The sequence below is a fragment of the Pseudomonadota bacterium genome (assembly GCA_013285445.1).
Lineage (GTDB): Bacteria > Pseudomonadota > Gammaproteobacteria > Xanthomonadales > Wenzhouxiangellaceae > Wenzhouxiangella.
Genome location: CP053448.1, coordinates 432,497 through 456,304, shown reverse-complemented (window position 1 = coordinate 456,304; position 23,808 = coordinate 432,497). Strand labels below are relative to the sequence as shown.

18 protein-coding genes are annotated in these 23,808 nt (G+C 64.8%); 7 read left to right on the top strand and 11 right to left on the bottom strand.

Annotation, left to right across the window (positions count from 1 at the left end):
- Positions 1–19: 19 nt before the first annotated feature.
- The 6 genes from HND55_02155 to HND55_02130 all read right to left on the bottom strand — a co-directional run bounded on the left by HND55_02155 (position 20) and on the right by HND55_02130 (position 8,264).
- Positions 20–1,495 (bottom strand): dihydrolipoyllysine-residue acetyltransferase, encoded by a 1,476-nt coding sequence (locus HND55_02155; protein QKK01560.1) that lies wholly within the window; start codon positions 1,493–1,495, stop codon positions 20–22.
- 400 nt (positions 1,496–1,895) lie between these two features.
- Positions 1,896–4,568 (bottom strand): pyruvate dehydrogenase (acetyl-transferring), homodimeric type, encoded by a 2,673-nt coding sequence (aceE, locus tag HND55_02150; protein ID QKK01559.1) that lies wholly within the window; start codon positions 4,566–4,568, stop codon positions 1,896–1,898.
- 209 nt (positions 4,569–4,777) lie between these two features.
- Positions 4,778–5,995: a hypothetical protein gene (locus HND55_02145; GenBank protein QKK01558.1), complete on the bottom strand. Its 1,218-nt coding sequence runs from the start codon at positions 5,993–5,995 to the stop codon at positions 4,778–4,780.
- Positions 5,992–6,852 carry a hypothetical protein gene (locus tag HND55_02140; GenBank protein ID QKK01557.1) on the bottom strand — a complete coding sequence of 287 codons (861 nt, stop codon included), beginning with the start codon at positions 6,850–6,852 and terminating at the stop codon, positions 5,992–5,994. The genes HND55_02145 and HND55_02140 overlap by 4 nt, the downstream gene beginning before the upstream one ends.
- A 48-nt stretch (positions 6,853–6,900) precedes the next feature.
- Positions 6,901–7,998 carry an FAD:protein FMN transferase gene (locus HND55_02135; protein QKK01556.1) on the bottom strand — a complete coding sequence of 366 codons (1,098 nt, stop codon included), beginning with the start codon at positions 7,996–7,998 and terminating at the stop codon, positions 6,901–6,903.
- Positions 7,995–8,264 carry a hypothetical protein gene (locus tag HND55_02130; protein ID QKK01555.1) on the bottom strand — a complete coding sequence of 90 codons (270 nt, stop codon included), beginning with the start codon at positions 8,262–8,264 and terminating at the stop codon, positions 7,995–7,997. Before HND55_02130 ends, HND55_02135 begins: the two co-directional genes overlap by 4 nt.
- 122 nt (positions 8,265–8,386) lie before the next feature.
- On the opposite strand from HND55_02130, the gene HND55_02125 reads away from it, so the two are divergent.
- The 7 genes from HND55_02125 to HND55_02095 all read left to right on the top strand — a co-directional run bounded on the left by HND55_02125 (position 8,387) and on the right by HND55_02095 (position 13,857).
- The gene (locus HND55_02125) at positions 8,387–9,052 is read left to right on the top strand and encodes a cytochrome c (protein QKK01554.1); all 666 of its coding nucleotides are present in this window, start codon (positions 8,387–8,389) and stop codon (positions 9,050–9,052) included.
- Between the two features lie 144 nt (positions 9,053–9,196).
- Positions 9,197–9,823, top strand: a complete 627-nt coding sequence (locus HND55_02120) for a glutathione S-transferase family protein (GenBank protein ID QKK01553.1) — start codon at positions 9,197–9,199, stop codon at positions 9,821–9,823.
- Positions 9,824–9,915: 92 nt separating this feature from the next.
- The gene (locus HND55_02115; GenBank protein QKK01552.1) at positions 9,916–10,827 is read left to right on the top strand and encodes an ABC transporter ATP-binding protein; all 912 of its coding nucleotides are present in this window, start codon (positions 9,916–9,918) and stop codon (positions 10,825–10,827) included.
- Positions 10,824–11,558 carry an ABC transporter permease gene (locus HND55_02110; GenBank protein ID QKK01551.1) on the top strand — a complete coding sequence of 245 codons (735 nt, stop codon included), beginning with the start codon at positions 10,824–10,826 and terminating at the stop codon, positions 11,556–11,558. The genes HND55_02115 and HND55_02110 overlap by 4 nt, the downstream gene beginning before the upstream one ends.
- A 15-nt stretch (positions 11,559–11,573) precedes the next feature.
- A complete protein-coding gene (locus tag HND55_02105) occupies positions 11,574–12,155 on the top strand; it encodes a hypothetical protein (protein QKK01550.1) in 582 nt (193 codons plus the stop codon).
- A complete protein-coding gene (locus HND55_02100) occupies positions 12,152–13,258 on the top strand; it encodes a sensor histidine kinase (GenBank protein ID QKK01549.1) in 1,107 nt (368 codons plus the stop codon). Before HND55_02105 ends, HND55_02100 begins: the two co-directional genes overlap by 4 nt.
- On the top strand, positions 13,255–13,857 hold the full coding sequence (locus HND55_02095) for a response regulator transcription factor (protein QKK01548.1): 603 nt from the start codon (positions 13,255–13,257) through the stop codon (positions 13,855–13,857). Before HND55_02100 ends, HND55_02095 begins: the two co-directional genes overlap by 4 nt.
- Before the next feature lie 180 nt (positions 13,858–14,037).
- On the opposite strand, the gene HND55_02090 is transcribed toward HND55_02095, so the two are convergent.
- The 5 genes from HND55_02090 to pyk all read right to left on the bottom strand — a co-directional run bounded on the left by HND55_02090 (position 14,038) and on the right by pyk (position 23,583).
- The gene (locus HND55_02090; GenBank protein ID QKK01547.1) at positions 14,038–17,154 is read right to left on the bottom strand and encodes an efflux RND transporter permease subunit; all 3,117 of its coding nucleotides are present in this window, start codon (positions 17,152–17,154) and stop codon (positions 14,038–14,040) included.
- The gene (locus tag HND55_02085; protein QKK01546.1) at positions 17,151–18,356 is read right to left on the bottom strand and encodes an efflux RND transporter periplasmic adaptor subunit; all 1,206 of its coding nucleotides are present in this window, start codon (positions 18,354–18,356) and stop codon (positions 17,151–17,153) included. Before HND55_02085 ends, HND55_02090 begins: the two co-directional genes overlap by 4 nt.
- A 154-nt stretch (positions 18,357–18,510) precedes the next feature.
- Positions 18,511–20,820 carry an NADP-dependent malic enzyme gene (locus HND55_02080; GenBank protein ID QKK01545.1) on the bottom strand — a complete coding sequence of 770 codons (2,310 nt, stop codon included), beginning with the start codon at positions 20,818–20,820 and terminating at the stop codon, positions 18,511–18,513.
- Between the two features lie 118 nt (positions 20,821–20,938).
- Positions 20,939–21,964 (bottom strand): fructose-bisphosphate aldolase class I, encoded by a 1,026-nt coding sequence (locus HND55_02075; protein QKK01544.1) that lies wholly within the window; start codon positions 21,962–21,964, stop codon positions 20,939–20,941.
- Between the two features lie 194 nt (positions 21,965–22,158).
- Complete coding sequence (gene pyk, locus HND55_02070) at positions 22,159–23,583, bottom strand: pyruvate kinase (GenBank protein QKK01543.1); 1,425 nt, start codon at positions 23,581–23,583, stop codon at positions 22,159–22,161.
- Between the last annotated feature and the right edge of the window lie 225 nt (positions 23,584–23,808).

The following is a 23,808-nucleotide window of genomic DNA, read 5'->3' as shown; positions in this document are numbered from 1 at the left end:
AAGCCGGTGCGCTGCGGGTTCAAAGCAGCAGCCGCCGCAAGTCCTCGAGCTGCTCGGCCAGGTAGCGGGTAAAGCGCGCGGCGTCCGCGCCGTCGATGACGCGATGGTCGTAGGACAGCGACAGCGGCAGCATCAGCCTGGGCTGGAACTGCTCGCCGTCCCAGACCGGCTTCATCTGCGAACGCGACACGCCGAGGATGGCCAGCTCGGGCGCATTGATGATCGGCGTGAAGGCCGTGCCGCCAATGCCGCCCAGGCTCGAGATGGAGAAGCAGCCGCCCTTCATCTCGTCGCCCTTGAGCTTGCCTTCGCGTGCGCGCGTCGACAGATCGGTCAGATCCTGCGCCAGCTCGATCAGGCCCTTCCGGTCGGCGTCACGGATCACCGGCACGACCAGGCCGTCGGGCGTATCCACCGCCACGCCGATGTGGAAGTACTTTTTCCTGATCAGCGTCTTGCCGTCGTTGGACAGTGAGGCATTGAAGTGCGGGAATGCCTTCAGGGCGGCCACCAGCGCCTTGATCAGAAACACCAGCGGGGTCATCTTGCTGCCCGCCTCCTCGGCGGTCCGCTTGCTGGCCTTGCGGAAGGCCTCCATCTCGGTGATATCGGCCTCATCGAACTGCGTGACGTGCGGGATCGACACCCAGTTGCGGTGCAGGGCAGGTCCGGAGATCTGCTTGATGCGCGAGAGCTTTTCCTCCTCGACTTCACCGTATTTCGAGAAGTCGACCTGCGGCGGCTCGGCGATGTTCAGTCCGGCACCGCTTGCTGCGGCAGCGCCACCGGATTCCATCAAGCGCTTGACGCGATTCTTGAGGTCGTCCTCGGTGATGCGCCCCTTGCGTCCAGAGCCCTCGACACCGGTCAGGTCGACGCCGAGCTCACGCGCCAGTTTGCGCACCGCCGGCGAGGCATGCGGTAGCTTCGACGGATCCTGGTCCATCGCCTCGAAGGGCACCGGGGGCGCCGGGAGATCGTCGCCGCTGGCGGACGCCTTGCCAGCTGACTGCTTGTCGCCTTCGCCTGACGAGGTGTCCGGTTTCCGGTCTCCGGTTTCCGGGCGGGATGAATCGGATTCCGTTTTACGGTTTCCGGTTTCCGGGCGGGCTTCGTCATTCTTGCCGGAGCCATCGGATTCATCGGCACTCTCCAAGTCATCTGGAGACCCCCCGGAACCCCGAACCCGGAAACCGGAACCCGTCTCATCTTCATCCCCGGAGCCGGCATCGTCCGACGCTTCCCCGTCGCCTTCGGAAATCTCCACGACCCCGATGACATCACCCTCGCCAACCTCGTCGCCCTCGGAGACCTTCAGCTCGATGAGTTTGCCCGCTGCCGTGGACGGCACGTCCATGGTCGCCTTGTCGGATTCGAGCGTGATCAGCGACTGCTCGGTCTCGATCTCGTCGCCCTCGGAGACCAGCACCTCGATGACCGGCACCTTGTCGAAATCGCCGATGTCCGGGACCTTGATTTCCTGCTTCTTGCTCATGGCATGTATCTCATACTGTATCTATTGGCGTCGCGAAGGTCGCGGTCGCATCCGAGATGGTACCGTGCCGAGTAGGTCGCGGTCGCATCCGAGATGGTACCGTGCCGAAGTAGGTCGCGGTCGCATCCGCGACGGTCGACATTCGAGATCCGCGCACCCGTCAGACCCCTCGCCCGTCGGGGATGCGACCCCGACCTACAATACCGACACCCAATCCGCTCATCCCGTCAGGTCGACCCACCTTCCGGTGCCGAGTAGGTCGCGGTCGCATCCGAGATGGTACCGTGCCGAGTAGGTCGCGGTCGCATCCGCGACGGTCGACATTCGAGATCCGCGCACCCGTCAGACCCCTCGCCCGTCGGGGATGCGACCCCGACCTACAATACCGACACCATTCCGCTCATCCCGTCAGGGGCATCGGCTTGTCGGGGTCGATATTCAGCGCGCTTCTGGCCTTGATTAGCTTGTCGTCGTCGAACCTGCCCTGGCGGTTGAGGCCGACCAGCGCGGCCCAGGCGACGTTGTAGCGGTCGACCTCGAAGAAGCGGCGCAGGTTCTCGCGCGTGTCCGAGCGGCCGAAGCCGTCGGTGCCCAGCACGATGTAGTCGTCGGCCGGCACGAACTCGCGCACCTGGTCGGCAAAGCCACGGACGTAGTCGGTGGCCGCCACCACCGGGCCCGTGCGATCCTTGAGCAGGCCGGTGATCCAGGGCGTTTTCGGCGACTCGTCGGGCTTGATCCGGTTGCGCCGGCTGACCTCGTGCGCTTCCTTGCGCAGCTCGTTGAAGCCGGTCACCGACCAGATATCGGACTCGACACCATAGTCGTCTTTCAGAATCTCAGCCGCCGCAATCACCTCACGAAGGATCGCGCCGGAGCCCATCAGCTGAACGCGCGGTGAGTCGTCGCCGTCGCCTTCCCGAAACAGGTACATGCCCTTGCGGATGCCGTCCTCGGCGCCCTCGGGCATGTCCGGGTGCTGGTAGTTCTCGTTGAGCACGGTGATGTAGTAGTAGACGTCCTCGCCGTCGGCGTACATGCGCTTCAGGCCGTCCTGCAGGATCACGGCCAGCTCGTAGGCGAAGGTCGGGTCGTAGGACACGCAGTTGGGAATCAGGCCGGCCTGGACCTGGCTGTGCCCGTCCTCGTGCTGCAGGCCCTCGCCGTTGAGCGTGGTCCGCCCCGAGGTGCCGCCGATCAGGAAACCGCGCGCGCGCATGTCGCCGGCCGCCCAGGCCAGGTCGCCGACGCGCTGGAAACCGAACATCGAGTAGAACAGGAAAAACGGCACCATCGGCACGCCGCTCGAAGCATAGCTGGTCGCCGCGGCGATCCAGGAGCTCATCGAGCCGGCCTCGGTGATGCCTTCCTGCAGCACCTGGCCTTCCTTGGCTTCCTTGTAATAGGCCAGCTGGTCGGAATCGACCGGCTCGTAGAGCTGGCCGAAGGGCGCGTAGATGCCGATCTGCCGGAACAGGCCCTCGACGCCGAAGGTGCGGCCCTCGTCGCAGATGATCGGCACGATGCGGTCCTTGATGTTCTTGTCGCGCAGCAGCACCGTCATGCAGCGCACCAGGGCCATGGTGGTCGAGATCTCGCGCTCGCCGGTCGAGGCCATGATCTTTTCGAAGGCGTCGAGCTCGGGCACTTCCAGGGGCTCGTAGTCGACGCGACGCTGCGGCAGGGGCCCGCCGAGTTGATCGCGTCGCTTTTTCATGTAGCGAACTTCGTCGGAATCCTCGCCGGGGTGGTAGTAGGGCACATCCTTGAGCTTGTCGTCGGACAGCGGCACGTTGAAGCGATCGCGGAAGTACTTCACGCCCTGGTCGTCGAGCTTCTTTTGCTGATGCGAGATGTTCTGGCCCTCGCCCGACTGGCCCAGGCCGTAGCCCTTGATGGTCTTGGCCAGGATCACCGTCGGCTGGCCTTCGTGATGCACGGCCGAATGGTAGGCGGCATGGATCTTGTGCGGATCGTGGCCGCCGCGGTTCAGGCGCCAGATGTCCTCGTCGGACAGGTCGGCGACCATCTCCTTGAGCTCGTCGTAGGCGCCGAAGAAGTGTTCGCGCACATAGGCGCCGTCGCGCGCCTTGTACTTCTGGTAATCACCGTCGAGCGCTTCTTCCATGCGCCGGCGCAAAAGCCCCTTGGTATCGCGCGCCAGCAGCGGATCCCAGTAGGAACCCCAGATGACCTTGATCACGTTCCAGCCCGCGCCGCGGAAGAACCCTTCCAGTTCCTGGATGATCTTGCCGTTGCCGCGCACCGGGCCGTCGAGACGCTGCAGGTTGCAGTTGATCACAAAAGTCAGGTTGTCGAGCTTTTCGCGCCCGGCCAGGGAGATCGCACCCAGCGATTCGGGCTCGTCCATCTCGCCGTCGCCGAGAAAGCTCCAGACCCGGCGCTTGCCGGCATCGGCAATGCCGCGGTTGGTCAGATACTTCAAGAAGCGCGCCTGGTAGATGGACATGATGGGCCCTAAGCCCATCGACACGGTCGGAAACTGCCAGAAATCCGGCATCAGCCAGGGGTGCGGGTAGGAGCTGATGCCCTCACCGTCGACTTCACGGCGGAAGCCGTCGAGATCATCCTCGCTCAGCCGGCCTTCGAGAAAGGCGCGGGCGTAGAAGCCCGGCGAGGAATGCCCCTGGAAGTAGACCAGGTCGGCGCCGTCTTCGTGATCCGGGCCCTTGAAGAAGTGGTTGAAGCCAACGTCGTAGAGCGTCGCCGCCGAAGCGAAGCTGGCGATGTGCCCGCCCAGCTCGCCGCCGCGACGCGAGGCGCGCACCACCATCGCCATGGCGTTCCAGCGGATGATCGAGCGGATGCGGCGCTCCAGCGCCCCATCGCCGGGCATGCTCGGCTCGCGGTGCGGCGGAATGGTGTTGATGTAGGCGGTGGTCAGGTCGAACGGAAGGTGGGCGCCGGAACGGCGCGCCAGCTCGACCAGGCGCTCGAGCAGAAAGTGCGCTCGCTCAGGGCCCTCGCGCTCGACGACGGCGGCCAGCGACTCCAGCCATTCCTGGGTCTCCCGGGAATCGATGTCGTCAGGGTGCGGATACTGTTGAACCATGCCAGTCCTCTTGAGCAAGGGGCGATCGAAGTCTCGATATTCTATTGTACCGACACGTGGTTGACCGTGCCGACCGGCAATCAGCCGGGTCCGGGCGTGGAACCATGCAATGGATGGTGCAACAGGCCTGCGCTGGGCCACGGACCGGTCCGGGGTTCGAGTCGTTTCGCGCAACCAGCATCGCGCGCCGGGCCATGCATGCCCGTCGTTCAGTCCAATTGCTCGTAAAACGCCCGTGTGCGCTCGTACAACGCGGCCAGATCCAGCACGTAGCGATCGTTGCCGAGCGAGTAGATTTCGAATTCGTGGTCGCTGTCCGGTGCCAGGCTACGCCAGTATTCTGGGATGTCGATGTTGCTTAGATTCATCGCCGGGTAGTCCGCGTCGAGGGATCGGAACCGCCCCGCCTCGATGAGCTGATACGAAACGGTCTCGGATGAGCCGGCTGCAAGCACCAGAGCGCGGGCATGGAACGGATGAAACAGCGCCGCGCTCAGCGCACCAAGCAGCAAGGCCAGCGCCATGCGCTCGCGCACGGGTGCCCGGTGGGCGACGAGCGCGGCGACGGCGAACACACCAGCGCCGACCAGCAGCAGCGGACCGGGCTGCGGCGCCCAGAGCGGGCGAATGGGGTCGAGCACCACGAAATGCAACGCGGCAGCGCTGCCCAAAACAACCATCAGGGCAAGGATGGCAACCAGTGAAGGCCAGGCCAGCAAGTCAACCGCACCACCCTGCTCAGGGGTGCGCCAGCCGGCGCGTGCTGCATCGGCCATGCGCCGCCGGTCACGCCATCGGACCCGCTCACGGTGCAGCGGCACACCGGCCTGCTCGAGCAGCGCAGGCAGCGGATGCTCATCAATCAGCACTCTGAGCTGTTTGAATGGCTGCAGCGTTGTCAAAGAGGGCCGCTCGAGTTCCTGTCCCTCCGGCTCCCAGTGCAGCAGGCCCATGCTGACGCTCTGATCGGCGCCTTCCAGCTCGAGCGTCGTCTGCAGCCAGGCCTGCACTGCGCGGCTCTTGCGCGGCGGGTGAAAAAGCGTCGCCTTGCGGATCTGCGACCAGCTCAGCTGCCAGTCGTGGCGCGACCAGAACCGCTGGCCGTGGAGCTTATGCGGAGAACAGCGAATCCCGTCACGATCGACAGTCAGTCTGGCGTTGTCGGCATGGCGCAGCAAGCGGGCCAGCAACACCACCACCATGGCCGAACCTGCTGCCGCCAGCCCCCAGGCCCAGACGGGCATGCGGCCGAGATCCTCAAGCAGTGTTTCAGGCGAATCGCCCCCGACCAGGGCACCGAGAACCGCGAGTCCCAGAACAACGACAACCATCATCCACAGACCGCGTTTCAGGTCGAGCGGGCTGAGACGATAGCGAAAGCGAACGGATGGCAGGCGATGGGCGTCGCCCATTGCGCGTTCATTCATCTCGATGACTCGGCGCCGAAACGCCAGGCGGTCAGCCATTCGACACGGGTCTGTTCGAAGTCGTATTCGCCAACCAGCCGACGGTGGAAGTCAGGCAGGTGGCCGGCACCGTAAAACAGCGCCAGCTCGGTATGACCGGCGCGCAGTTCGGCTTCGAGCACCTCGAGCGCCTTGATATTGCGCTCGGTGATCAGGGTCGAACCGCCATCACCGGATAGCGCCTCGAAAAAAAACTGCTGGTCGACCAGGGATTCGGCCAATACACGCTTGAACGCCTGGCGGCGGTCGCTGGCGAGCAGCACGCGCAGCAGCATGGCGTTGGAAGACTGGGCACCGCTCGCTTCGGCCGCCACCGACATCGCCCACAGCTGCATCATGGTGCCGAACATGGACTCATTGCGCTCGGCCATACGTTGCCCGAACTCGCGCGCGGTCATGTCGGCATGAACGAAATGGGGCTGATCGTAATCGACCTCGTCGAGCTGGAACGTCAGCCCCAGCGCTTCCTTCATGCCGCCCTGCATCAGACCGACCACGGCGAGCGCGGGACTGGCCGGCAGCTCCTCGCCGTCGGGGTCACCGACCAGTTCGTAGAGCACCCGGTCGTAGCCGGCAAAACGTTGATTGAGCGCTTGATAAAAGTCGCGTTCAGCCACGTGGATGGCGCCAACCAGATCGACCCGGCGCCCCTGCCTGTCCTGATATCGCGCGATGGCGACCTCAAGGGCCTGTGGCTTGCCGTCAGCGTTCTCGCTCAGTCGAACGAAGGATTCGGACACCTGGGCCACGGCCGCCAGCGGCCAGACCAGGAGCAGCCAGAGCAGCAGCTGCCGGATTCGGAACGATTTCCTGAACATATCACTCATCGGCAAGACTATAGCCGACTGACCAGGCGTTGGCCATCATCACCTCGACAAGCCGGGCGTTCGCAACTCAACGGCGTCGGGCGGGCGGCGAAACGACACCCGCTCGGCCATTCTCGGGGTCATCCAGACTCTGCCCGCATCGTCGACCAGCAACACCTTGTCGATCCCCATGCGGCGGGCAATGCGCGGCCAGTCATCAACCCCGGCCACGACCAGCGCGGTGGCGGCTGCATCGGCGCTGCTGCCGCGCGGGCCGACGACGGTCACCGAAGTCACCCGTTCGACCGGCCAGCCGGTGCGCGGATCGAGAATATGCGTATAGCGCCGCTCGCCGTCGCTTCGGAACCGCTCGTAGTTGCCGGAGGTGAACACGGCTTCGCCGTCGGCGGCCTGAATCGTGCCGAGAATGCTGCCACGATTGCCTTCGGGATGGCGAACGCCGATCTGCCAGACACGCCCGCCCGCATCACCGATGACCCGCACGTCGCCACCGGCGTTGACCAGCGCATGGCCAATGCCGTGCTCTCGCAGGATGTCGATCGCCCGATCAACCGCCACGCCCTTGGCATAGGCACCAAAATCCAGCTGTACCGCCGGATTGCGGCTGACCAGCACATTGCCGGTTAGGCGCAGATCAGTCATTGATGGGGACTGCTCCAGCCAGCGCCTGATCTGCGCCTTGCTTGGCAACGGACCTTCCGGCATCACGCTGGACTGAAAGCCCCACAGTTCCAGCAAGCCGCCAATGGCTGGATTGAACAGGCCCTCGCTGGCTTGGTAGAGTTGCCGGGACTCGGCAATCAGCGCAGCGATATCATCGGGCACGGCAATGGTCCGCTCGCCACGGGCAATGGCCTGGTTGACCTCGACCAATGGTCCCGGCTCCCAGGCATGCCAGCGGCGGTGCATGGCCTGGAATTCGCGGTCGATGATACGCGCCGCCGCCTCGACCTGCGCCTGCGGCGCCGAGCGCACGACAATCTCGACTACGCTGCCGAATGCCGCAATGCGCAGCTGCTGCGACGATTGTCCGGCCTGGGCCGCAACCGCCAGTACGAGCACCAGCAACACGGCCAGTCGCGGACAGGTCGACGCCTGCGCAAACAGGTCGACAATGGGGTCGCGAACCGATTTCATTCCAGTGACCGAGCCGACCCGATCCAGACCCTAAGACTGTTACCGCCGGCAAATCCCGGCGCATCAACCCGGCCGACAAAGCGCTTTCGCACCTGCCAGGGCACGTCACTGTGTCCATCGATCAGGGGCGCCGATTCGAGCAGTTCACTGGCACGGTGGAACTCGGACGAGTCCGTTCGGACCTGGCCCGCCTGGGCGGGCATCGTCGCCATGACCACCAGGCAGGCGTTCACGAACAGGCGAACTATGGTCTTATGCATGGTCATCGTCGGGGGTCGTGCAGGCGCGTTTCAACTTCACGCTTCAGTCTAACCGACCGCCAACAACCAATGGCAATCCTGCCGGCGGAGCGCTACCATGAGCGCCGACAAGCGCGGGAGGAGAAGTCATGAAAGCCATCGGACGATTCATTCGCACCGTACTGATTCTGCTCGTTATCGTCATCGGCGGGGCCATCGCCTACGCCTTCAGCGGGCACTACGATGTCTCGGTCGGTTCCGGGCACATGCCCTGGACCCAGTGGTATCTGGAAACGGTCCGCAGCCACTCCATCCGCCGGCGGGCGGCCGATATCGACGTGCCGGAGCTGGGCGGCCGGCAGCAAGTCTCCGCCGGCGCGGTTGCCTACAACCAGGCCTGCGCCGGCTGTCACGGGCGGCCGGGGCGGCCGCCCAGCGACAGCTTCGACCCGCCGCCACCGGCGCTCACCCGCGGCCAGCCAGACCCGGCCGGCACGTTCTGGGTGGTCAGAAACGGTATCAAGATGTCCGCCATGCCGGCGGTCGGACGCGAACGCGTCAGCGACGAGGAACTGTGGGCACTGATCGCTTTCCTGCAGACCGCCTCGAGCCTGACCGAGGGCGAGTACCGCGAGCTGGTCGAACCGGCAGAGCCTGAACCAGAACCCGAACCGGAAGCCGAACCGGACGCTGAACCGGCCCTTACACCCGACCAAGCCCCCGATCCGGAGGACGGAACCGAAACCGGTCAACCCTCCGATCATGACGACGATCCGGAAGCCGGGAGCGAAGACGACGATGGCGGCGGCCGGTGACCGGCTCGTCATCGGAGCTTGCCCCGGTGGCCTGATGATCGGCGGGCTCGGCATTGCCGCCGGAGCCGCAGCCTGACCGGCAGCTCTCGTCAGGCTTCGCGCTACGGGCCAGCATGGATTCACGACTGGAACAGGACGACCATCATGAACGGCAGCCTCGTTTTCTACACCAACCCCATGTCGCGCGGCGGCATCGTGCACTGGATGCTCGAGGAGATCGGCCAGCCTTACGACCTGCGGGTCCTCGAATACGGCCCGGCGATGAAGTCCGAGGACTATCTGGCCGTCAACCCGATGGGCAAGGTGCCGACCATCGTCCACGATGGCCACGTCGTGACCGAAGCGGCCGCCATCTGTGCCTACCTGGCCGACGCCTTTCCCGAGGCCGGGCTGGCTCCGCCGCTGCCCGAGCGCGGGGCATACTACCGCTGGCTGTTCTTCGCCGCCGGCCCGCTCGAGGCGGCGGTCGGCACGAAGGCCTGCGGGCTCGAACCCGACGAGAAACAGCGGATGATGCTGGGCTTTGGCTCGCTCGAAACTACCCTGGACACCCTGGCCTCGGCGGTGCGCGACCGCCAGTTCATTGCCGGCGATCGTTTCAGCGCCGCGGATGTCTACGTCGGCTCCCACATCGGTTGGGGCATGCAGTTCGGCACCATCGATCAACGGCCCGAGTTCGCGGCATACTGGGACGGTCTGAAGGACCGCCCGGCCCACCAGAAATCCATGCAGTTCATGCAGGAGGCCATGCGGCAATCGGAATCGACCTGACAAATGTCATGAGCGATTCCTGAGGCGCGTCACTGGGACGAACAGGCCGGTTTGTCCAGACTGTTTCCGACACAGCATCGGAAGCAAAGCAAATGAACCATCCCATCGTCGCCGAGTGTTCGGCACTTCGTCATGACTACGGGTCGACGCTGGCGCTGGCCGGCATCGACCTGACCCTGCGCGGCGGTCTCGTCACCGCCCTGCTCGGCCCCAACGGCGCAGGCAAGACCACGCTGATTCACCTGCTGCTCGGCATCCTGCCCGCGCAGCGCGGCAGGATCCGGCTGTTCGGCGCGCTCGGACCAGGCAACTTCGAGGCGCAGCGGCGCAGCGGCGTCATGCTCCAGGCCAGCGGCGTGCAGGACAACCTGACCGTTGCCGAACTTCTGGCCCTGTTCGCCAGCTTCTACCCAAAGCCGGATTCGCAGATCGGCCTGCTCGATGAACTTGACCTGGTCGATCTGGCCAACCGCCGCTTCGACCGCCTCTCGGGCGGCCAGAAGCAGCGCGTGCTCTTCGCCCTGGCCGTCATCGGCCGGCCCGACTGGCTGATCCTCGACGAGCCGACCACGGGTCTCGACCCCGCCGCCCGCCGGATCCTGTGGCGGGCCATCGAGGCGCGGCGTCGCTTCGGTGTCTCGATCCTGCTGTGCACGCATTTCATGGACGAGGCGCAGCGGCTTGCCGATCACGTCGTCGTGCTCGATCACGGGCGCATCCTGGACCAGGGCACACCCGACACCATCCGCCGCCGCGTGCCCAGCGACCGGATCCGGCTGCGCACCCGGCTGCCGGCCGAGAAGATCGAGACCCTACCGGCGGTACAGTCCGTGCAGGTCGGCGAGGAACGAACCGAAATCCTCAGCCAACGCGGCATCGACACGGTTCGCGCGCTGCTGGCCGCCGACGATTCAATTGAGGATCTCGAAGTCGCCGGCGCCGACCTGGAAACCGCCTTTCTCGCCCTGACCCGACTCGACGCCAATGAAAAGGAGGCCGCATGATCGCCGCCCATCCGTCCATCCAGCTCATCCGCGCGCAGTGGCTCAATCTGCTGCGCACGCCAGCCTACACACTGCCCACGCTGCTCTTCCCGGTGATGTTCTACGGCTTCTTCGGTCTGCTGATGCTCAGAGGCCAGTCGCTGTGGCTGCTGTGCACGTTCGCCACGTTCGGCGTCATGGGGGCCGCGCTGTTTTCCTTCGGCGTGTCGATTGCCACCGAACGTGCCCAGGGCTGGCTGTTGCTTCTGCGGGCATCTCCGGCCCCGGTCTCGGCGGTGATCGCCGGCAAGGCTTTCGGCGCTGTTCTGTTTGCGATCATTATCGTGGTCATGATGAGCGCACTGGCTGCCGCTTTCGGAGGCGTTCGGCTCGAGGCCGGCCAGTGGCTGGCCCTGGCCGGCATTTTGACGCTCGGCGCCCTGCCATTTTGCCTGATGGGTCTGGCGCTGGGCCTGTGGCTCAGCCCCAACGCTGCTCCGGCGGTGCTCAACCTGGTCTACCTACCGCTCGGGTTCCTCTCCGGCCTGTGGATTCCATCCGCGATGTTCCCGGGCTGGCTTCAGGCAATTGCCGAATGGCTGCCGCCCTATCACCTCGCCGCCCTGGCGCTGGATATCACGGGTGCCAAAAGTGCCGACTGGGGCCACTCCCTGGCCGTACTCGGCGTATTCAGCCTGAGCTTTGCCGTGATGACCGCGCTGGGCTGGCGGCGTCTGTCCGGCGTATCCTGACAGGAGCCTTCGGTCATGAAAAACCTCTACGCAATCACCGCCATCGCCGGAATACTGACGATCGCCTCGCTGGCCGCCATGGCAAGCGGCTCGAATCACGCGCCGCCGCAGGACAACCTCAACGCCATCAGCCGCCTGCATCACTGGAGTGGAATCTGGCAGGGAAGCGGCTGGGCCATGTCCGGCCCGGGCCAGCGTCAGACGTTCGAGATCACCGAGCAGGTCACGAAGAGGCTCGGTGGCACCATCTTGCTGGTCGAGGGCCGGGGCACCAGCACCGGTCCCAATGGACGCGAAATCGTGACTCACGAGGCGCTGGGCGTGGTCTACTACGACAGCGCCACACAGCGCTACAATTTCCAGACGCACGATATGCGGGGAGGCGCCCATGAAGTCGAGCTCGAAATCGATGATCAGGACCTGATGCGCTGGTCGTTCCGGGACGAAGGCTCGGGTTCGCTTTTGCGTTTCGAAATCGAAATCTCGGGCGACACCTGGCACGAGACCGGTCAGATCTCACCCGACGGGGGACAGACCTGGTACCCCATGCTCGAGATGACTCTCGACCGACAACAGGCAGGCGTTCGCACCGAATGATCCTGACCAGACGCGTCAAGAAGGTTCACCAGTGGCTGGTTCCGCCCGAAAGCGGCCAGGGCTGGACGGCCTACCTGTGGCTGGTTTATTGCGCATTCTTCTTCGTCGAGTGGTACTTCAGGCCGGTCGGACCGCTCGAACTGGGCCTGGGCCTGGCAACCGTGGCGGTATTCCTGGTGCTCTACTTCAGTGCCTATCGCCGCGCGGGGGCAGCCGCCCTGTGGCACATTTTGGCGATCGCGGCCCTGGGCGCCGCCTGGAGCTTCAGCAACGCCGGCGCGAGCGTCATGTTCATCTATGCGGCCGCCTTCGCCCACCTGGTCGGCCCGCCCCGACGGGCCGTCTGGGTCGTGCTCGGCATTGCCGCGTTTGCCGCGGTGATCGCACCGCTGGCCCGGCCGGAGCCCTTCTACTGGATGCCGGGCGTGTTCATCAGCATCATGATCGGCATGGCCAACATTTTCTTCGCCGAACAGGGACGCAAGAACGCAGAACTCAAGCTGAGCCAGGCCGAGACCAGGCGTCTGGCCCGGGTGGCCGAACGCGAGCGCATCGCCCGTGACCTGCATGACGTGCTCGGCCATACGCTGTCGATGATCGCCGTCAAGAGCGAGCTGGCCGAGCGCCTGGTCCGGCGCGATGGCGACAGGGCCCGCCAGGAAATCCGCGCCATGGGCGATAGCGCCCGCAAGGCCCTGGCCGATGTGCGCGAAGCCATCAGCGGCTACCAGCGACAGACCCTCGGCGAGACCCTTGAACACATGCGCCTGAGCCTGCGCGCGGCCGACATCGACCCGGTCATCGAAGTCGACGAAGGCATCGAGTTGCCCGCGCAGACGCAGGGCATGCTGGCGCTGGTGCTGCGCGAGGCGGTCACCAACGTCATTCGCCACTCCCAGGCCCGTCGTTGCCGGATCCGGATCGAGACGAGCAACGCTGAGCTGAGCATGACCATCGACGACGACGGTGGCGGACGCATCCGCATGGACGGTAACGGCATTCAGGGCATGCGTGCTCGAATCGAATCGCTGGGCGGCCGGCTCGATATCGGCTTGCGCGGTTCGGCCAGCCTGACCGCCCGCGTTCCGCTGGAGGCCGCATGATCCGCCTCGTGCTGGCCGAAGACCAGACCCTGCTGCTCGGTGCCCTCGCCTCGCTGCTCGAGCTCGAAGACGACATCGAAGTGATCGGGCGTGCTGCCGATGGCGACGAAGCCCGATGCCTGGTTGAATCCGGGAAACCCGACCTGCTGTTGACCGACATCGAGATGCCGGGTAGCACCGGCCTGGACCTGGCCGAGTGGGTTCGCGGCCACGCGCCAGACACAGGCGTGGTCATCCTCACCACCTTTGCGCGCCCAGGTTATCTGCGGCGAGCGCTGGAAGCCGGGGTGCGCGGCTACCTGCTCAAGGAAACGCCGGCCGATCAGCTGGCCGAGGCCATCCGCCGCATCCGCGCCGGACAGCGTGTCATCGATCCCGAACTGGCGCTGACCGCCTTCGATAGCAGCGATCCGCTGACCGAGCGCGAGCGCCAGGTGCTCAGGCTCGCGGGCGAGGGTCTCGGCAACGCCGAAATCGGGCGGCGACTGCACCTGGCCGAAGGCACCGTCCGCAACTATTTATCCGAGGCCATCGGCAAACTGCAGGCCGACAACCGCATCGAAGCCTACCGCATCGCGCGCGACCAGGGCTGGCTTTGAGTTTTCAGGTTGTACCGAAGCGCCGCCGGGCCGTGCGCCGCTGCAGGAAGTCGAGTACCGGTCCATGAATCGCCAGGCAGCAATGGATCCAGATGGCCAACGCCAGCCAATCGCTCTGCAGGGTTCAGGCCACCACGATAGACCGCACGCCCCAGGCTGCGACGATCGCACTGGCCAGGCTCAAGGGGTATCTGATCCGGGCCGATGAACCAGCCGGTAGACATCCTCGAGCATCATGTACAGACAGGGCACGACCAGCAGCATGATCGATGTGGCGAAGACGATGCCGAAACCAAGCGATATGGCCATGGGAATGAGATGCACGGCCTGGATCGAGGTTTCGAAGATGATTGGCGCCAGCCCGCCAAACGTGGTCACCGTGGTCAGCACGATCGGCCGGAAGCGGCGGACTCCCGCCGTGAGAATGGCATCATGGGCCGACAGATCACCGCGCTGCCGGTTGGCGAAATGCACCATGATGAGCGCGCCGTTGACGACGACACCCGATACGGCAACAACGCCGAGCATGCTGACCAGCGACAGGTCGTATCCAAGTATGATATGGCCGATGATGCCCCCGACGATGCCGAAGGGAATGGCCATCATCACGATCAGCGGCTGAATGTAACTGCCGAAGGCGATGGCCAGCAGCGCGTAGACGGCAAACATCGCGAGGCCGAACCCCCCCCAGAGCGCCGAGGTGGATTCCCGCATTTCCTGGTTACTGCCTTCATAGGTCCAGGTCAGACCCGGAAAATCGGCCTGGAGCTGCGGCAGCACATCCTGGTCGATTGCGGACTGGACCCGGCCAATGGCGTTTTTCGGCTCGACGTCCATGCCGACGTTGATGATACGGCGACCGTCTCGCCGGTTGATCGAGGTAAACGCCTGGCCGGTCTCGATTCGCGCGATATCCTCGAGCGCCACTTCGACGCCGTCAGGGGTTAAAACGATGAAACGCTCCAGTGTGCGGATATCTTCGCGCTCGTCTTCGGGCAGCTTGACGCGCACCTCGATCTCGTTGGTGCCGCGCAGGTAGCGCAGGGCGATGTCGCCGTAGAAGGCGCCGCGCAGCTGCCGGCCCACGTCCACCGGCGTCAGCCCGAGGGCGCGGCCCTCGGGCAGCAGCGTGAAATCCAGCTGCGACTTACCGGCTTCGTAATTGTCGTTGACGTCACGCGTGTTGGCGAATTCCTGCAGACGTTCAACCAGCGCGACCGAAGCTCGCTCCAGCACTTCGATGTCCGAATGGCTCAGATCGATACTGATGTCATCTCGCCAGCTGCCCGGACCCCGCTCCGCCTCGAAGGTGATCTGGTCGACGCCCTTGATATCTCCGATCTGCTCGCGCCACAGCTCGATGACCTCAAGCGTGGAGATATCGCGTTCCGCCGGGGGCAGCATCACGATCTCGACGTCGATGAACGTGCGACCGCGGACATTGGTCTTGATGCCCTCGGCGGCCTGGTAGAGATCGTGTTCCTCGAACATGCGATGCGTGGCCTCGGTGATCTCGGCTGCCATGTCGGCGGCGACATCGCGAGTGGTTCCGACCGGCAGACGCACGCCGGCCTCGATTTCGTCGGCCGGCTGCTCAGGCATCGTGATCATGCCCAGATGATCGCTGAGCGCGTAGCCGCCGGTTACAGCCAGCAGCATCAGCGCACCGGTCAGGGTCACGTAGCGATGTTTCAGGCACAGTTCAAGAAAGGGCTTGTAACGGGTCTCGACCCAGTCGGAAAACCCGCGCGAAAAACGCCGCTGCAGGCGGTGCAGTCCCTCGCCAACGGTTGCGTGCCTGCGTTCGCGGATATGCGCCAGATGCGCCGGCAGAATGAACAAGGCCTCGAGCAGCGACAGCGCCAGCACCGCGATCACCACCACCGGCAGCGGCCACCAGTACTGGCCCAGAATGCCGGGAATGAACATGACCGGAAGGAATGCGACGATATTGGTCAGGATCGAGAAGGTGACCGGCCAGGCCATTTCTCGCGCACCGACTACGGCCGCGTCGATCATCCCCAGGCCGCGTTCGCGCTGTTCATAGACGTTTTCGCCGACCACGATGGCGTCGTCGACAACGATCCCCAGCGCGACCAGGAAGCCGAACATCGAGATCATGTTGATGCTGATGCCAAAACCCGGCAGAAAACTGATGGCGCCGACAAATGAAATGGTCATGCCCATCATGATCCAGAAGGCCAGGCGGGCCTCCAGAAAAAGCGCCAGAATGGCAACGATGATGACGATCGCCAGCGCGCCGTTTTTCAGCAGCAGGTTGAGACGGTCGCCGAATTCCTCGGCACGATTCGAGTCAATGCGCCAGCTGACCCCCTCGGGCAGACTGTACTCCAGCTCGTCGAGCACGGCCTGGACCGAGTCTGCTACCTGAAGCGGCGACTGGCTGCCGACCCGGAATACCTCGATTTCGATCGATGGCTGGCGATTGAACTGTGAGTGGAAGCCCACTTCCTCGAATCCGTCGCGCAACTGCGCGATATCGCCGAGGCGCAAGGGGGCACCGGAATCGGAGCTGGCAATCACGATGTCAGCCATCTCGCGCGCCCACACCTTGCGCTCGTTCAAGCGCAGCAGGATTTCGCCACGACTGGTATCGATCGCGCCGGCCGGCACGTCACGGCTCGAGCGCGCAATGAGGTCGGCAACTTCGCCCAGCGTCAGACCGTACTCCCGCAGCGCCCGTTGGGGAACCTCGACATGCGTGAGATAGGCCGGCACATTACTGAGCTCTACCTGGGTGATGTTCGGTTCCGTCAGCAGCCGGTCACGCACGCGTTCGCCAATCTGTCGCAAGCTCCAGACATCGACATCACCATACAGCCCGATCTCCATGACATCGCGCTGCCAGGACCGCAGGCGAACCTGCGGTTCCTCGGCGTCGATCGGGAAGGTGCGGATCTGTGCGACCGCCTGATCGACATCCTGGTAGACACGCATGCGGTTGACGCCGGCGACCAGCTCCAGATTGATCGATCCCGATCCCTCGCGCGCCGTCGACGTGATTTCCTTGATGCCCTGAACGCCGCGGATGGCTTCCTCGACCGGCAGCAGGATGCCCTGCTCGACCTCTTCGGGGGCCGCGCCCGGGTAGGAGACGCTGACATCGACGTAGTCCAGCTCATAGCGCGGCTGGACTTCCTTCTGCATGGTAATCGCGGTGTATACCCCGCCGGCCAGAAGGATGATCATGGCCAGGTTGGCGGCGATCGGGTTGGCCACCATCCAGGCGATCGGGCCGTGCGCAGGCCGGCCGGCCCCGGCCGATGGCGCACTCATGGTGCGCTGCCCTCTCCGATATCGTCGCCACCGTCGTCGAGCCGCAGCCGAAGACCGTCCTGCACCGTAGCCAGGCGCGTGATCACGACCCGATCGTCGTCGCTCAGCCCCTGATCGATGTAGGCATAGCGCTCATCCTCGAAAACGATCGAGACGGGCTGAATGACCAGGCGACCCTCGACCATCAGCCAGACCGTATCGTTGGCGCGAATGTAATCGCGCTCGAGACGGACGACATTCTCGATCGCGCGCCCCTCGATCCGGACGGTCAGATACTCGCCAAGGAGCAGACGCGGCAGCGGCTGGCCGGACTGCCTGGCGAGCGGATCGTCGACTGCAATCAGCACGCGCGCCAGCCGGGTATCGCCGTCCAGCTGGCCGATCAGTCGAAACAACTCACCTTCGCGCACCTGACCCGACAGCCAGGACTTGTCGTTTCTCAACTCGACGCGCGCACCCTGCCGGCCACCATCAGGCAGAAGCAGCCACGGCAGGCGGGTCACCGGAACGGTGGCTTCGACCCAGTAGTTGTCGATGCCGACCAGCCGGCCCAGGGCTGCTCCTGGACCGACAATGGAACCGATATTGACCTCACGCGAAATGACGTGGGCATCGAAGGGCGCCTCGAGGCGGGTTCGCTCCAGGTCCAGTTCCGCCTGACGCAGGTCGGCCCGCGCTGACCGGACTTGTGCCTGAGCGGCCTGCCACTGGGGCTCGCGCAGCACCAGGGCACGACGTTCCGGTGGCAGTTCACGGTTGAACTGCCGATAATCGGTCGCCGCCGCGGCACGCTCGCCTCTCTCGATCTCGAGTTCGGCCAGCGCCATATCCAGCGCAGTTCGCCGCTGCTCGGCGGCAACCTGGTAGTCGGCGTCGTCGATGCGGACCAGCAGCTCACCGGCTTCGACGAGACCGCCCGGCACGAAATCCTGACCGAGTTCCAGCACCTCGCCCTCGACGCGGGCACTCAGCGTGATCTCCCGCGCCGCTCGAACCGTGCCCATGGCTTCGACAATCGGCCGGAAGGTGCCGAATTCGCCGCGCGTCACATCAACCAGGGATGCGGTCTGGCGAACCGCACTGTCGCGGCGCGCTGTGGGTTCGGTCGAGAAAATCAGGTAGAGAATCAGCACGCCGACCAGCAGCATCGCCAGACAGATGAGCGCGGTGCGAAGCACGACGCGTTGTTTTTCAGCCTGCACGGTTTGATTTTCAGATGTCAATTCGAAGCCTTCATTGCAGTTCAGCTGAAACCATACACCGGCTTCCCGTGAAGGCATTGAGAAAGCCTATTGGCAAACAACAAGCGATTCATCCCGGCTGGACACGGGTCCAGCTGAATGATCAGTGCCCGGGTCAGCCAAACAATCGCCCGGTGCGTTCGCGCCGACGCTCGTAGTCCTGGGCATCGACCACGGCGATGGCGGTCATATTGACCACCCGGCGAACGGTGGCCGAGGGCGTGAGTACGTGAGCCGGTCGGCCTGCTCCCATCAGCATCGGCCCGATGGTCACGCCCGTACCGATCACCCTGGCCATGGAAAAAGCGATGTGGGCGGCGTCCTGATTCGGCATGATCAGCAGGTTGGCCGAGCCGGCCAGGCGCGAATTGGGAAAGATCCGCTCACGAATCGCCGGCATCAGGGCCGCATCGGCGCGCATTTCACCCTCGACCTCCAGGTCGGGCACCAGCTCGCGCAGCTTGTAAAACACCTGGCGCATCTTCGAAGCCGAGGCGTTGACATGGCTGCCGAAGTTCGAATGCGAGCACAGCGCCACCTTGGGCGTGATACCGAACATGCGCACGCGTTCGGCCGCCATGACGGTCAGCTCGGCGAGCTGATCAGCCGTCGGGTCGGGGTTGACGTGGGTGTCACAGACAAACCAGGTGCCGTTTTCGTTGGTCATGGCCGACAGCGCGCCAAGGGTCTGGCAATTCTCTCGCGTGCCCAGCACCTCGGTCACGTACTGCAGCTTCTTCTGGTAGCGCCCGACCACGCCGCAGATCAGCGCGTCGGCCTCGTTGCGGTAGACCATGATGGCGGCAATGACGGTGTTGCGGGTGCGCACGATCGCCTTGGCCGAGTCCGGCGTGACGCCGCGGCGCTCGGTGATCTTGTGGAACGTCTGCCAGTATTCCTTGTAGCGCGGATCATCATGCGGGTTGACCAGCTCGAAATCCTGACCCGGTTTCAGGCGCAACCCCGCACGTTCGATGCGCATCTCGACCACCTTCGGACGGCCGATCAGGATCGGTTTCGCCAGCCCGTCGTCGACAAGGGTCTGGACGGCGCGCAGCACCGTCTCTTCCTCACCCTCGGCAAAAACAACGCGTTTCGGGTCTTTGCGCGCAGAGTCGAAGACCGGCTTCATCAACAGTCCGGTTCGAAATACGTACTGGCTGAGGCGTTCCCGGTAGGCGTCGAGATCGTCGATCGGGCGTGCGGCCACGCCGGAATCCATCGCCGCCCTGGCCACGGCCGGGGCCAGGTGGACCAGCAGCCGGGGATCGAAGGGTTGCGGAATCAGGTAGTCGCGACCGAACTTGGGGGCCTTGCCGCCATAGGCCTGCGCGGCCACATCGGAGGCTTCCATGCGCGCCAGCTCGGCAATGGCGTGTACGCAGGCCATCTTCATTTCGTCGTTGATGGCCGTCGCCCCGACATCCAGCGCACCGCGAAAGATGTACGGGAAACACAGGACGTTGTTGACCTGATTGGGAAAGTCCGAGCGGCCGGTGGCAATCAGCGCGTCGCCCCGGGCTTCCCGGGCCACATCCGGCATGATCTCCGGGACCGGGTTGGCCAGCGCCAGGATGATCGGGTCATCGGCCATCGCCTTGACCATCTCGGCCTTGAGCACGCCCGGGGCGGAAACGCCAAGAAACACGTCGGCCCCCTCGATGACCTCGCCAAGGCTGCGCGCATCAGTCTCGATCGCATACTGGGCCTTGCGTTCGTCCATGTAGGATTCGCGGCCGGCATAAATCACGCCCTCACGGTCGCAGACCACGATATTCTCGCGCCGCACTCCCAGGGTGACGAGAAGGTCCAGGCAGGCCATGCCCGCCGCGCCGGCGCCGGATGCGACCAGCCGGATGTCTTCCATTTTCTTGCCGACCAGCTCCAGGCCGTTGACCAGTGCGGCTGCGGCAATGATCGCCGTGCCGTGCTGGTCATCGTGGAAGACCGGGATGTTCATCCGGTCCTTGAGCGCCGCCTCGACTCTGAAGCACTCCGGCGCCTTGATGTCTTCGAGGTTGATGCCGCCGAAGCTCGGCTCGAGCCGGGCGATCGTCTCGATCAGCTTGTCGGGGTCCTTTTCGTCGATCTCGATATCGAACACGTCGATATCGGCGAATTTCTTGAACAGGACCCCCTTGCCCTCCATCACCGGCTTGGATGCCAGCGCGCCGATATCGCCCAGGCCAAGCACGGCCGTGCCGTTGGAAATGACCGCCACCAGGTTGCCACGGGCAGTGTAGTCAAGCGCCTTGAGCGGGTCCTGCGCAATCTCTTCGGAAGCCGCCGCCACCCCCGGCGAATAGGCCAGGGCCAGATCCTTCGACGTGGTCAGTGCCTTGGTCGGTGTGATCTTGATCTTGCCCGGCGGATACTGCCGATGGTAGTCAAGGGCTTCTTCACGAAACTTGTCTCGGTCGGTCATTGGGTCAGTGATCCCTACGTCCGTGCATCGGTGGTCGGTGCGTCAGCACTCTGTGCGCCGGTGATCGGCACGGCCGACTGACGCACCGACCACCGGCTACCGATCACCGGCGCGACCTTCAGCCGCGCTCTTCGTCCTCGCTCCACTCACCCAGCGCCGCCAGGCCGTTCATCTTCGCACGATGGGCGAGAACGTGCTGGGCACGCTCGCGGTTGCCCTTCGGATCGGCCGCCCAGGTCTTGAGGCACTCTGCCTGCAGGGCGCGTCCATAGGAAAACGACAGCGGCCAGGGCAGTTCACCCATCTTGTTCATGGCGTCCAGATGCGCGGTGGCTTCCACGTCGCCCTGCCCGCCGGACAGGAAGACGATGCCGGCGGTCGCGGCCGGCACGGCGTTGAGCAGGCAGTCGATGGTCGCCTCAGCCACTTCCTCGACACCGGCACGATCGCGGGCATCGGAGCCGGAAATCACCATGGAGGCCTTGAGCACGGCACCTTCCAGCAGCACGTTCTGCTCGTAGAGCTCGGCAAACAGCGCCTTGAGCGTTGCTTCGGTCACATCGTAGGACGCATCGAGATCGTGATCGCCGTCCATCAGCACCTCGGGCTCGACGATCGGCACGATGCCGGCCTCCTGGCACAGCGCGGCGTAGCGCGCCAGCGCGTGGGCATTGGCCTGCAGGCAGGCGCGAGACGGAATGTCGTCGCCGATGGTGATCACTGCCCGCCACTTGGCAAAGCGTGCGCCCAGTTCGGCATACTCGGCCAGGCGCTCGCGCAGTCCGTCCAGGCCCTCGGTGACCTTCTCGCCCGGGAAACCGGCCAGCGCCTTGGCGCCCTGGTCAACCTTGATGCCGGGCAGGATACCGGCCTCGTTCATCACCTCGACCAGCGGTTTGCCGTCGGCGGTCGATTGGCGAATGGTCTCGTCGAACAGGATCGCGCCGGAGATGTGCTCTCCCAGCCCGGGCGTGGTGAGCATCATCGAACGATAGTCGCGGCGGTTGTCCTCGGTCGACTCCACGCCGACGCCGTCGAAGCGCTTCTTGATGGTGCCGGAGGACTCATCGATGGCCAGAATGCCTTTTCCGGGGGCAACCATCGCCTGGGCGGTTTCTACAAGCTGTTCGAGTAAGTCGGTCATTTCAGATCCCCTGCTACGCGGGTTGGAGGTGGGTGGGAAACCAGTCCGCTATTGTAGCCAGAGCGGGGCCCGAGTTCACCCGGAAAAAGGAGCTTGTCGTCCCGAAAGCCATGCCCTGTCATCCCGGAAAGCGCGGCGCGCCTATCCGGGACCTCGCATGGGCCAGCCGACAAGGCCTTAGTAAAATGCGACCCTTACTCCACCGTCAGGATTTTCATGGTGTTGGTCCCGCCCATCACGCCCTGTTCGTCGCCCAGGGTCATCAGGACGCGGTCGCCGGGCTCGACCAGGCCGGCGCGCCTGACCTGCTCGATGGCCGAGCGGGCCAGCTTGGGCGTGGGCATGTCCTCGGGTACGAACAGCAATGGCCGGACGTGCTGGAACAGGCGCATCCGCCGGAGGCTGAAGCGGTTGGGCGAGAGCGCGATGATCGGCACCGGCGAGCGCACCCGGCTGAGCCACTGCGCGGTCGAGCCCGATTCGGTCAGCGCAATGATCGCCTTGACCGGGAGCGCGTGCACGGTGACCATGGTCGCCATCGCCACGGCCTGGTCAATGCGTTCGGCTCGCACGTTGATCTTGCCCATCGGCACATGAGCCTCGACGTGACGCTCGGCGCCCCGACAGACCCGGCGCATGGCCTCGATGACCGTGACCGGGTGTCGACCGACCGCGGTTTCGGCCGACAGCATCACGGCATCGGTGCCGTCGATGACGGCATTGGCCACATCGAGCACCTCGGCCCGGGTGGGAATGGGGGATTCGACCATCGACTGCATCATCTGCGTGGCCGTGATCACCGGGCGGTTGTGGGCCAGCGAGGCGGCAATGATACGCTTTTGCAGGCCCGGCAGCTCGGCGTCGCCGATCTCGACGCCCAGGTCGCCGCGTGCAACCAGCACCGCGTCGGAGGCCTCGATGATGGCATCCAGATTCTCGATCGCCTCGGCCCGCTCGATCTTGGCGACCAGTCCGGCCTGTCCGCCCGCGGCTTCCAGAAGCTCGCGGGCGCGCTGCATATCCTCCGGACCGCGCGGAAACGAAACCGCCAGGTAGTCGACCTGCCATTCAGCGGCGCGCTCGATATCGCGCGCGTCGGCCTCGGAGATCCCTGGCACCGACAGGCCACCCCCGCGCAGATTCAGGCCCTTTCGATCGGAAAGCGCCCCGCTGGTCAGCACGATGCAGCGGATGGTGTCGCCCTCGATCGATTCGACGCGCATCGCCATCAGTCCGTCGTCGAGCAGCAGCTCCGAACCCGGCGCGACATCGTCAACCAGGCCCAGGTAGGCCACGCCCACGCCGCTCTCATCGCCAACCGGCGGGTTGGCGCGCGCGTGGAGCGCAAAACCCTGGCCGGCCACAAGTTCGACCGAACCTTCCCGAAAGCGGTCGATCCGAATCTTCGGCCCGGCCAGGTCGGCCAGAACGGCGACATCGGTATCGAGCTCGCGCGCGGCGGCACGCACCATCTTGATGCGGCGGGCGTGGGTTTCGGCGTCGCCGTGGGAGAAGTTGACGCGGACCACATCGCAGCCGGCGGTGATGAGCCGCTCGAGCACGTCCGGCTCGTCGGTCGCCGGCCCCAGGGTGGCCACGATCTTGGTTCTGCGAATCATGCCGGCAGTGTATCCAAGTTTGGCCCTGCAGTCCGCGCTGAACGGAATTTGAAGTCCGGTCCGGGGGCGGGACTCGTGCATTCATCTCCGGAAGGCGGGTTTACAAGCCTCGATCCTTGGTGGACACTGGCCACACGGCCAGCCCACCGCGCCGAACATGCTGAATTTGCCGGTCATGACAGTGCCAGACTGACACATGCGCCTTCGAATCCCCAAAAGTGCCTG

What these genes read in the sequence shown, in the direction of transcription:
- HND55_02155 (QKK01560.1), bottom strand. Translation starts at nt 1,495, where the DNA reads ATGAGCAAGAAGCAGGAAATCAAGGTCCCGGACATCGGCGATTTCGAC.
- aceE (QKK01559.1), bottom strand. Translation starts at nt 4,568, where the DNA reads ATGGTTCAACAGTATCCGCACCCTGACGACATCGATTCCCGGGAGACC.
- HND55_02145 (QKK01558.1), bottom strand. Translation starts at nt 5,995, where the DNA reads ATGAATGAACGCGCAATGGGCGACGCCCATCGCCTGCCATCCGTTCGC.
- HND55_02140 (QKK01557.1), bottom strand. Translation starts at nt 6,852, where the DNA reads ATGTTCAGGAAATCGTTCCGAATCCGGCAGCTGCTGCTCTGGCTGCTC.
- HND55_02135 (QKK01556.1), bottom strand. Translation starts at nt 7,998, where the DNA reads ATGAAATCGGTTCGCGACCCCATTGTCGACCTGTTTGCGCAGGCGTCG.
- HND55_02130 (QKK01555.1), bottom strand. Translation starts at nt 8,264, where the DNA reads ATGACCATGCATAAGACCATAGTTCGCCTGTTCGTGAACGCCTGCCTG.
- HND55_02125 (QKK01554.1), top strand. Translation starts at nt 8,387, where the DNA reads ATGAAAGCCATCGGACGATTCATTCGCACCGTACTGATTCTGCTCGTT.
- HND55_02120 (QKK01553.1), top strand. Translation starts at nt 9,197, where the DNA reads ATGAACGGCAGCCTCGTTTTCTACACCAACCCCATGTCGCGCGGCGGC.
- HND55_02115 (QKK01552.1), top strand. Translation starts at nt 9,916, where the DNA reads ATGAACCATCCCATCGTCGCCGAGTGTTCGGCACTTCGTCATGACTAC.
- HND55_02110 (QKK01551.1), top strand. Translation starts at nt 10,824, where the DNA reads ATGATCGCCGCCCATCCGTCCATCCAGCTCATCCGCGCGCAGTGGCTC.
- HND55_02105 (QKK01550.1), top strand. Translation starts at nt 11,574, where the DNA reads ATGAAAAACCTCTACGCAATCACCGCCATCGCCGGAATACTGACGATC.
- HND55_02100 (QKK01549.1), top strand. Translation starts at nt 12,152, where the DNA reads ATGATCCTGACCAGACGCGTCAAGAAGGTTCACCAGTGGCTGGTTCCG.
- HND55_02095 (QKK01548.1), top strand. Translation starts at nt 13,255, where the DNA reads ATGATCCGCCTCGTGCTGGCCGAAGACCAGACCCTGCTGCTCGGTGCC.
- HND55_02090 (QKK01547.1), bottom strand. Translation starts at nt 17,154, where the DNA reads ATGAGTGCGCCATCGGCCGGGGCCGGCCGGCCTGCGCACGGCCCGATC.
- HND55_02080 (QKK01545.1), bottom strand. Translation starts at nt 20,820, where the DNA reads ATGACCGACCGAGACAAGTTTCGTGAAGAAGCCCTTGACTACCATCGG.
- HND55_02075 (QKK01544.1), bottom strand. Translation starts at nt 21,964, where the DNA reads ATGACCGACTTACTCGAACAGCTTGTAGAAACCGCCCAGGCGATGGTT.
- pyk (QKK01543.1), bottom strand. Translation starts at nt 23,583, where the DNA reads ATGATTCGCAGAACCAAGATCGTGGCCACCCTGGGGCCGGCGACCGAC.